At 54.8% G+C, this 10,653-nt stretch carries 8 protein-coding genes; 1 reads left to right on the plus strand and 7 read right to left on the minus strand.

What is annotated here, in order from left to right; all coding sequences use genetic code 11:
- The 7 genes from sucC to sdhC form a co-directional block, all read right to left on the minus strand.
- The coding region (sucC, locus tag ACLQ7H_RS01695) for an ADP-forming succinate--CoA ligase subunit beta (RefSeq protein WP_411751173.1) at positions 1-1,125 on the minus strand (1,125 nt) is incomplete at its 3' end.
- 119 nt (positions 1,126-1,244) lie between these two features.
- Entirely contained in the window at positions 1,245-2,459 is a 1,215-nt protein-coding gene (odhB, locus tag ACLQ7H_RS01700) for a 2-oxoglutarate dehydrogenase complex dihydrolipoyllysine-residue succinyltransferase (protein ID WP_411751174.1), read from the minus strand.
- A 10-nt stretch (positions 2,460-2,469) separates the two neighbouring features.
- Positions 2,470-5,286, minus strand: coding sequence for a 2-oxoglutarate dehydrogenase E1 component (gene sucA / locus ACLQ7H_RS01705; protein WP_411751175.1), 2,817 nt, complete (start codon positions 5,284-5,286; stop codon positions 2,470-2,472).
- 390 nt (positions 5,287-5,676) lie between these two features.
- Positions 5,677-6,393, minus strand: a complete 717-nt coding sequence (locus ACLQ7H_RS01710; protein WP_411751176.1) for a succinate dehydrogenase iron-sulfur subunit — start codon at positions 6,391-6,393, stop codon at positions 5,677-5,679.
- 16 nt (positions 6,394-6,409) lie between these two features.
- Entirely contained in the window at positions 6,410-8,176 is a 1,767-nt protein-coding gene (sdhA, locus tag ACLQ7H_RS01715) for a succinate dehydrogenase flavoprotein subunit (protein WP_411751177.1), read from the minus strand.
- A complete protein-coding gene (sdhD, locus tag ACLQ7H_RS01720; RefSeq protein WP_021805273.1) occupies positions 8,177-8,524 on the minus strand; it encodes a succinate dehydrogenase membrane anchor subunit in 348 nt (115 codons plus the stop codon). It lies immediately after the preceding gene.
- A complete protein-coding gene (gene sdhC, locus ACLQ7H_RS01725) occupies positions 8,518-8,907 on the minus strand; it encodes a succinate dehydrogenase cytochrome b556 subunit (RefSeq protein ID WP_411751179.1) in 390 nt (129 codons plus the stop codon). Before sdhC ends, sdhD begins: the two co-directional genes overlap by 7 nt.
- Positions 8,908-9,553: 646 nt before the next feature.
- On the opposite strand from sdhC, the gene ACLQ7H_RS01730 reads away from it, so the two are divergent.
- On the plus strand, positions 9,554-10,653 hold a 1,100-nt coding region (locus ACLQ7H_RS01730), incomplete at its 3' end, for a citrate synthase (protein WP_411751178.1).

The following is a 10,653-nucleotide window of genomic DNA, read 5'->3' on the forward strand; positions in this document are numbered from 1 at the left end:
AGTCAGGCTGGTCGCAGCAATGATATTCAGACCGCTGTCCGCCAGTTTCTTGGCGCCCAGTTCGGCATTGTTCCCTTCCAGACGCACCACCACCGGGACGTTAACGCCCACTTCGGCTACGGCGCCGATGATACCGTCAGCGATCAGGTCGCAGCGCACGATACCACCGAAAATATTGACCAGAACCGCTTTCACTTTGTCATCAGACAGGATGATTTTGAAGGCTTCGGTTACGCGCTCTTTGGTTGCACCACCGCCCACGTCCAGGAAGTTGGCTGGTTCGCCACCATGCAATTTCACGATGTCCATGGTACCCATGGCCAAACCGGCACCGTTCACCATGCAACCGATATTGCCATCAAGCGCAACGTAGTTCAGTTCCCATTGTGCAGCGCGAGATTCACGTTCATCTTCCTGAGAAGGGTCACGCATTTCACGCAGTTCAGGTTGGCGGAACAATGCGTTGCCATCAGCGCCCAATTTACCGTCCAGGCATACCAGATCGCCCTGCTTGGTGATCACCAACGGGTTGATCTCAACCATCGCCAGATCGCGCTCCAGGAACAATGTCGCCAGGCCCATGAAGATCTTGGCGAACTGGCTGACTTGCTTACCAGTAAGGCCCAGTTTGAAGGCCAGCTCACGACCTTGGTAAGGCTGCGGGCCAGCCAGCGGGTCGATGGTCATTTTGTGGATCAGCTCCGGGGTCTCTTCCGCAACTTTCTCAATTTCAACGCCGCCTTCGGTGGAAGCCATAAACACTACGCGACGGCTGGCACGGTCAACTACCGCCCCCAGATACAGCTCTTTGTCGATGTCGGTGGCCGCTTCTACCAGGATCTGGTGAACCGGCTGGCCCAGCGCATCGGTCTGGTAGGTCACCAGGCGTTTGCCCAGCCAGGCTTCGGCAAAAGCACGGATATCTTCTTTGCTGTTAACGACTTTAACGCCACCAGCTTTACCACGGCCGCCAGCATGAACCTGACATTTTACCACCCACGGGCCGGAGCCGATTTTAGATGCGGCTTCTTCTGCTTCACGCGGAGTGGTACAGGCGTAACCGGTTGGTGCTGGCATGCCATACCGAGCAAACAGCTGTTTTGCCTGATATTCGTGTAAATTCATGATGTTCTATCCATTCAGGTCAGAAAGTTTTAGCCGGGTCACTTTCGCGGTATTCCGCATGACTTATCGGCCACATAGCACAGGGTGTGGGCGCGGTAAAAACCGCGCCCTTGCAGGGATTAAACGTCCAGCAGCAGACGAGCCGGATCTTCCAGCATGTCTTTCACCGTCACCAGATAACTCACCGACTCTTTGCCATCGATCAGACGATGATCGTAAGACAGAGCCAGATACATCATCGGCTGGATCACGACCTGACCATTGACCGCCATTGGGCGATCCTTGATAGCGTGCATACCCAGGATGGCGCTCTGCGGTGGGTTGATGATCGGGGTAGACATCAATGAACCGAAGACGCCGCCGTTGGTAATGGTGAAGTTACCGCCGATCAGCTCTTCCACGGTCAATTTGCCGTCACGGCCTTTGATCGCCAGCTCTTTGATTTTCTTCTCGATGTCCGCCATGCTCATGGAGTCGACGTCACGCAGTACCGGGGTAACCAGGCCGCGCGGGGTCGATACCGCAATGCTGATATCGAAGTAGTTGTGGTAAACCACGTCGCTACCGTCGATAGAGGCGTTCACTTCCGGGAAGCGTTTCAGCGCTTCGACTACCGCTTTGATGTAGAAGGACATAAAGCCCAGACGGACACCGTGGCGTTTTTCGAAGGCTTCACCGTACTGCTTGCGCAGATCCATGATCGGCTGCATGTTGATTTCGTTGAAGGTGGTCAACATCGCGGTGCTGTTCTTCGCTTCCAACAGGCGCTCGGCCACGCGTTTGCGCAGTCGGGTCATTGGAACACGTTTTTCGCTACGGCCGCCCAAGGCTGGCTGAGGTGCCGCCGCTGGGGCTGCTGCCGGTGCCGCTTTCTTGCTGGCAGCCAGGTGCGCTTCCACGTCTTCACGCGTGATACGGCCACCTACGCCGCTGCCTTTGATGGCGGCAGCATCGAGATCGTGTTCGGCAATCAGGCGGCGGATCGCCGGGCTGAGTGCGTCGTTGTTCTCTTCTTCCAGGCTGGCGGTTGCACGCTGTGCCGGAGTTGATTCAACGCTCTGAGCTTTCGCTTCGGTCGGCTTGCCAGAGCTGTCACCCTGACGGATACGCCCGAGAAGCTGACGTGAAGTCACGGTTGCGCCTTCGTCTTCCAGGATCGCTTCCAGTACACCGGCTTCACTGGCTGGCACTTCCAATACTACTTTGTCGGTTTCAATTTCAACCAGCACTTCGTCACGCTGAACGGTGTCACCCGGTTTTTTATGCCAGGTGGCGACGGTCGCATCGGCAACGGATTCAGGGAGGTCAGGAACCAGAATATCTACGCTACTCATTAGCTTTCCTTTAAATTTTTTCTTCAATATTCAGCGCGTCATTCACCAGAGCCTGTTGCTGCTTCTGGTGTACGGACATATAACCCACCGCCGGAGAGGCAGAGGCTGGACGTCCTGCGTAACGTAAAGAGGCCCCAAACGGGATCACTTCACGGAAATTGTGTTGGCTGCAATACCAGGCGCCCTGGTTAAGCGGCTCTTCCTGACACCAGACGAAATCATGCACGTGGGCATACTGTTCCAATACCGCCTGAACGGCCTGATGCGGGAACGGATACAGCTGCTCGATACGTACGATGGCCACGTCTTTCTGGTCGTTCTTGCGGCGCTGTTCCAGCAGATCGTAATAAACCTTACCAGAACACAGTACTACGCGTTTTACCGCTTTGGCATCCAGCTCGTCAATTTCGCCGATGGCTGGTTGGAAGGTGCCGTTTGCCAGTTCTTCCAGGGAAGAGACTGCCAGCGGATGACGCAGCAAGGACTTCGGTGACATCACCACCAGCGGACGGCGCATACCGCGCAACGCCTGACGGCGCAGCATATGGTAGACCTGTGCCGGGGTAGACGGAATGCACACCTGCATGTTCTGTTCTGCACACAGTTGCAGGTAACGTTCCAGACGCGCAGAGGAGTGCTCTGGGCCCTGGCCTTCGTAACCGTGCGGCAGCAGCATCACCAGGCCACACATGCGGCCCCATTTCTGCTCACCGGAGCTGATGAACTGGTCGATCACCACCTGAGCACCGTTGGCAAAGTCACCAAACTGCGCTTCCCAGATAGTCAGGGTGCGCGGCTCTGCGGTGGCGTAGCCATATTCGAATGCCAGAACGGCTTCTTCAGACAGCACCGAGTCCCAGACTTTGAATTCGCCCTGGCCACTGTGGATATTAGCCAGCGGGACATAGACGGAACCATTTTTCTGGTTGTGCACCACCGCATGGCGGTGGAAGAAGGTGCCACGGCCAGCATCTTCACCGGAAATACGGATTGGGATGCCTTCATCAGCCATGGTGGCGTAAGCCAGTGTTTCCGCTGCGCCCCAGTCGAACGCTTTGTTGCCTGCGGCCATCTCGGCACGATCGCCGTAGATTTTCGCTACGCGCGACTGCATTTCGATCGCTTCCGGTACGCTGCTGATGCGGCGAGCCAGTTCCTGCAGACGCTTCATCTCAACTTTGCTTGGGTACTCTTCGTCCCATTCATGGTTCAGGTATGGCGACCAGGTGAAGGAGTGCAGATTCATCGGACGCCACTCTTCAACCACGCAGTCACCGCGATCGAGAGCATCGCGATACAGGTTGACCATTTCCGTGGCATCTTCCAGGCTGGCAACCTTCTGTTCGGTCAGCACGTCAGCGTAGAGTTTGCGTGGCGTTGGGTGTTTCTTGATCTTCTGGTACATCACCGGTTGGGTAGCACTTGGCTCATCGGCCTCGTTATGCCCATGGCGACGGTAGCAGACCAGATCGATCATCACGTCACGTTTAAAGGTGTTACGGAAATCCAACGCCAGGCGGGTAACAAAGGCTACCGCTTCCGGATCGTCGGCGTTCACGTGGAAGATCGGGGACTGCACCATCTTGGCGATATCGGTACAGTATTGGGTGGAACGCGCATCCAACGGGTTGGAGGTAGTGAAGCCAACCTGATTGTTGATGACGATACGCACCGTGCCGCCAACTTCATAACCGCGAGCCTGCGACATGTTCAGGGTTTCCTGAACGACGCCCTGCCCGGTGATTGCCGCGTCACCGTGAATGGTGATTGGCAGCACCATGTTGCTGCGCGCTTCGTCCAGGCGGTCGCGGCGGGCACGTACAGACCCCATGACGACCGGGCTGACGATTTCCAGGTGCGATGGGTTAAACGCCAGCGCCAGGTGAACCATGCCGCCTTCGGTTTCCACGTCGGAAGAGAAGCCCTGGTGATATTTCACGTCACCGGTGCCCAGATGTTCTTTATGCTTGCCGGCAAACTCATCGAACAGATCGGCCGGTTTTTTACCCAGCACGTTGATCAGCACGTTCAGACGGCCACGGTGGGCCATACCCAGCACCACTTCACGCGTGCCGTTCTTGCCCGCGTGACGCACCATTTCTTTCAGCATCGGCACCAACGCGTCGCCACCTTCCAGCGAGAAGCGTTTGGCTCCAGGGAATTTTGCACCCAGATAGCGCTCCAGCCCTTCGGCCGCCGTCAGTTCACTCAGGAAACGGCGTTTCTCATCGGTGGTGAAGCTGGCACGCCCCGCGACCGATTCAATGCGCTGCTGGATCCAGCGTTTCTCTTCGGTGTTGGTGATGTGCATATACTCGGCACCGATCGAACCGCAGTAGGTCTGCTTCAGCGCAGCAAACAGATCGCTCAGCTTCATGGTTTCTTTGCCGATGGCAAAAGAACCCACGTTGAAGGTTTCCTGGAAGTCGGCTTCGGTCAGGTTGTGATACGCCGGATCGAGATCGGGAACGCGCTCCTGTTTCCACAGATCCAATGGGTCAAGGTTAGCGTGCTGATGCCCACGGAAGCGGAAGGCGTTGATCAGCTGCAATACCTTGACCTGCTTGGCATCGGTTTCAGGATCGTTGATGGTGGTGTTATAACGAGCAGAATCTTTCGCCAGGCGGCGGAAGTAATCTCGCGTTTGGGAGTGGAGCTGATCGGGTTTGACACCCGCAGTTGGTAGTTGCTGGAAAATGGAACGCCAACTATCTTCAACGGAGCTCGGATCGGTTAAAAAGTCTTCATAGAGCTGCTCTATGTAGGACTGGTTCGCGCCCGCCAGATAGGAGGAATCCAGCCAGGCCTTCATTGCGCCGTTCTGCATTTTGATCCCTTAAGCTTTAAAGCTTCAGTTTTCGCCGTGGTTAACATAATTACCGTAATGGTACGCTTAACGGTTCACTAGACGTGCTTATACCCGTCGCCTTTCAAGCTACAGCGTTGTTACCTGCACTATCTCACCCCAGTCACTTACTCAAGTAAGCTCCTGGGGATGAGCTAGCTAGGCGCCTGACTGTAACTTGAAATTCATAGGGTAAAAAACCTATAAGTTTAAATGCACGTTCTGTTTTGGACCTTGCGGCCCCTTACAAGGAACCTCTAAAAACCGGCGGGACAAACCTGATTGCCTTTAACCACAATCACGGGTCAGTTTTTAGAGATCCCCTCTTGGGATGTGCGCCGGTAAAGCCCCCGGCGCAGCATCTCGTCCCGTTTATGCGCCGCGTTGCAGCAGCATAGACTTGATATGACCAATTGCACGGGTCGGATTCAAGCCCTTAGGACATACACTGACACAATTCATAATGCTATGGCAGCGGAAAACACTGAAAGCGTCGTTCAGGGAGTCCAGTCGTGCTTCAGTTTCCGTATCACGGCTGTCGATCAGGAAGCGGTACGCCGCCAACAAACCGGCCGGGCCAACAAATTTATCAGGATTCCACCAGAACGATGGGCAAGAGGTGGAGCAACAGGCACAGAGAATACATTCGTACAATCCATCCAGTTTTTCCCGCTGATCCGGCGTTTGCAGGTGCTCACGCGCCGGAGGATTCTTGCCATCATTAATCAAGAACGGCTTAATCTTTTCATACTGGGTATAGAACTGCCCCATATCCACCACCAGATCGCGCACCACCGGTAACCCCGGCAGCGGGCGGATCACAATCTTGTTGTTGCCTTTACGCAACGACGAGACCGGGGTGATACAGGCCAGACCGTTTTTACCGTTCATATTGATGCCGTCTGAACCGCACACGCCTTCACGGCAAGAGCGGCGGAAAGATAAGGTCGGGTCCTTTTCTTTCAGTTGGATCAACGCATCCAACAGCATCATGTCACGGCCTTCTTCCGCTTCCAGGCTGTAGTCCTGCATATGCGGGGCGCTATCGACATCCGGATTGTAGCGATAGATAGAGAATTCAAGTTTCATCAATCGAGCTCCGCAATTAGTAAGAACGCACTTTCGGCGGGAATGCCGCGCGCAGCTTCGGTTGCATGTTCACTTCACGACGCGTCATGCTTTCCGATTGCGGCAGATACAGCGAATGGCACAGCCAGTTGGCATCGTCACGCTCCGGGTAGTCGAAGCGGCTATGCGCGCCACGGCTCTCGGTACGGTAGTTGGCCGACACGGCGGTGGAATACGCGGTCTCCATCAGGTTATCCAACTCCAGGCATTCGATGCGCTGGGTGTTGAATTCGCTGGAGGTATCATCCAGGCGGGCGTTCTTCAGACGTTCACGGATCACTTTCAACTCTTCCAACCCTTTCGCCATCGCATCACCTTCGCGGAACACCGAGAAGTTATGCTGCATACAGGATTGCAGTGCCTTACGGATCTCCACCGGATCTTCACCAGAACGGGTGTTGTTCCAACGGTTCAGACGATCCAGTGAAGCTTCGACGTCCGATTCGCTGGCGTCACGGCTTTCACCCTGCTCTGCCAACGACTCTTGCAGGTGCATACCGGCAGAACGACCAAACACCACCAGATCCAGCAGCGAGTTGCCACCCAGACGGTTGGCACCGTGTACCGATACGCAGGCAATTTCGCCTACCGCGAACAGACCCGGGATCACCACGTCTTCGCCTTTCTCGTTCACGGTCAGCGCCTGGCCGGTCACTTTGGTCGGAATACCGCCCATCATATAGTGGCAGGTAGGAATAACCGGGATCGGTTCTTTCACCGGATCGACGTGAGCGAAGGTACGGGACAGCTCCAGAATACCCGGCAGGCGGGACTCCAGCACTTCTTTGCCCAGGTGATCCAGTTTCAGCTTGGCATGTGGGCCCCAAGGACCATCACAGCCGCGGCCTTCACGGATCTCAATCATGATCGAACGCGCCACTACGTCACGGCCCGCCAGATCTTTGGCATTTGGCGCATAACGTTCCATGAAACGTTCGCCATGTTTGTTCAGCAGGTAACCACCTTCACCACGACAACCTTCTGTGACCAGTACGCCTGCCCCGGCAATACCGGTTGGGTGGAACTGCCACATTTCCATATCCTGCACCGGTACACCGGCACGCAGGGCCATACCGACACCGTCACCGGTATTGATGTGGGCGTTGGTGGTGGATTGGTAAATACGGCCTGCCCCGCCGGTAGCCAGAATGGTCGCCTTGGCCTTGAAGTACACCACTTCACCGGTTTCGATACAGATAGCAGTGGTACCCACTACCGCACCGTCCTGGTTTTTCACCAGATCCAGCGCATACCACTCGGAGAAGATGGTGGTGTGGTTTTTCAGGTTCTGCTGATAAAGGGTGTGCAACAACGCGTGACCGGTACGGTCTGCCGCCGCAGCGGTACGGGCCGCCTGCTCGCCACCAAAGTTCAGTGACTGGCCGCCAAACGGGCGCTGATAAATGCGGCCATCGTCCAGACGGGAGAACGGCAGGCCCATGTGTTCCAGCTCCAGAATCGCTTCCGGGCCGGTTTTACACATATACTCAATGGCGTCCTGGTCACCGATATAGTCGGAACCTTTCACCGTGTCGTACATATGCCATTCCCAGTTGTCTTCGTGGTTATTGCCCAAGGCTACGGTAATGCCGCCTTGTGCAGACACGGTATGGGAACGGGTCGGGAATACTTTGGAAAGCAGGGCACAGGTTGAGCCCGCCTGGGAAATCTGCAGCGCCGCGCGCATACCTGCGCCACCAGCACCGATAACAACTGCATCAAACTCTCTGACTGGCAGTTTCATTTAAGCACCCCACACTACGATTGTTCCGTACAGTAAATAGACCAGCAACGTGACGACAATCGCCAGTTGCAGCACCAGGCGTAACGCCAGTGGCTTGATATAGTCCGTCAGCACCTGCCACATACCCACCCAGGCGTGAACCAGGATCGATAACAATGTCAGCAAGGTGAATACCTTCGTAATGGAGGTGGCGAAGAAGCCGCGCCAGATTTCATAGGTGATGTCCGGAGCCGTAACCACGAAGCCCAGGATATAGAGAACATACAGGGTGATGACGATAGCGGAAGCACGCAGTAACAACCAGTCGTGTACGCCGTTACGTCCTAATGCAGAAACGTTGCTTACCATACGAGGACTCCAGCCAGAATTGACAGCACGACGGTCAGACCGAACGCCACCTGGGCAGAACGGGTACCTGCGGCTAAACTCTCTTCGATATAGCCAAAATCCATTAACAAGTGACGAACGCCACCGCAAATGTGATAGGCCAACGCGGTGAGGATCCCCCAGAAAATGAATTTCACGAAGAAGCTATTCATGATGGCGGCAGCGTGCAGGAAGCCCTCTTGAGAAGAAAGAGAGATACCCAGCAGCCAGAGGAGAATGCCCACGGCAACGAAAGTAATTACGCCAGAGACTCGGTGTAAGATGGACGCTATCGCAGTTACAGGAAACCGGATCGTTTGCAGATCCAGATTGACAGGTCTTTGTTTTTTCACGGTTTTGCCCACACAGCTCTTATTATTTTCCTTCCTCCGGGCCTGGGTGGGGATCAGACAGCGTCCAAGAGTTTTCACTCTTACACCTCACGCGCTCAAACATCGACATCCTAGTGCTTAAACGGCGCGTAGTGATAACGCTGGGTGCTCCTACTTCAGGGTAATCCGGAGACCTGGCGGCAGTATAGGAGGTTCACATTCTTATTACAATTCCCATACAATCCCTTTGGTCACATTTCCCCAGAACAGTGATTTGGATCACGATTATTACATTTAGCACTAAATTAATTATCTGATTTGACAAGAGATCAACATTTCCATTACAAATAGGGTAGCAATCAACCCTATGATGCACTAGCGGTCACCGGATACACTTCCCCCTAAGCACAAGTTATGCAACAGTGTAGCGATAGTGTATGTGGTTAAAATTCCAAACAGATCGTAGGTAATGATTAAAAGAAAATAACGAATCCCGATGAATCGTTAACGGCTGCTAACCCGTCTTGTTCGCCTGGTTCGCACTCTGTCCCCTACCGGCGCAAATGCGCTGTCGCTCACAGAGTTAGCGTTCGCTCGACTTTACTGCGGGCAACCTGCGGAGATTTAAGGTATTTCAGTTGTTAGAGGTTTTTAAAATAAGGCGTTAAGGAGACTGTAAATGACTGATAAGAAAGCGACGCTAAGCATCAACAACGGCGAAGCTCCGATCGAACTGGGCGTGCTCACACCTACACTGGGCCCTGATGTTATTGACGTACGCGCCCTGGGCTCCAAAGGTTATTTCACATTTGATCCCGGCTTTACCTCCACCGCTTCCTGTGAATCCAAAATCACGTTCATCGACGGCGACAAAGGTATTCTACTGCACCGCGGCTTCCCAATTGAGCAGTTGGCAAAAGAGTCCTCCTACCTGGAGGTGTGCTACATCCTGCTGTACGGCGAAACCCCGAGCGCTGAAGAGTTTGAAACCTTCAAAACCACGGTAACCCGTCACACCATGATCCACGACCAGATCACCCATCTGTTCCGTGGTTTCCGCCGCGACTCACACCCAATGGCGGTGCTGTGCGGCGTGACCGGTGCCCTGGCTGCGTTCTATCACGATGCGCTGGACGTCAACAATGAGCGTCACCGTGAAATCACCGCGTTCCGCCTGCTGTCCAAAATGCCTACCGTGGCAGCGATGTGTTACAAGTATTCTCTCGGCCAGCCGTTTGTTTACCCACGCAACGACCTGTCCTACGCCGGTAACTTCCTGCGCATGATGTTTGCTACACCTTGCGAAGAGTATGTGGTAAACCCGGTGCTGGAACGCGCCATGGACCGTATTCTGATCCTGCATGCCGACCATGAGCAGAACGCGTCCACCTCTACCGTGCGTACCGCCGGTTCATCCGGTGCCAACCCGTTTGCCTGTATCGCGGCCGGTATCGCTTCCCTGTGGGGGCCAGCGCACGGCGGTGCCAACGAAGCAGCACTGAAGATGCTCGAAGAGATCAAAACCGTTGAGCACATCCCTGAGTTCATCAAGCGCGCCAAAGACAAGAATGACTCGTTCCGTCTGATGGGCTTTGGCCACCGCGTGTACAAAAACTACGATCCACGCGCCACCGTGATGCGTGAAACCTGTCACGAAGTGCTGAAAGAACTGAACAAGAAAGACGACAACCTGCTGCAGGTCGCGATGGAGCTGGAACACATCGCGTTGAACGACCCGTACTTCATCGAGAAGAAACTGTACCCGAACGTCGATTTCTA

Source organism: Serratia sp. (in: enterobacteria) (genome assembly GCF_046715635.1).
Taxonomy (GTDB): Bacteria; Pseudomonadota; Gammaproteobacteria; order Enterobacterales; family Enterobacteriaceae; genus Chania.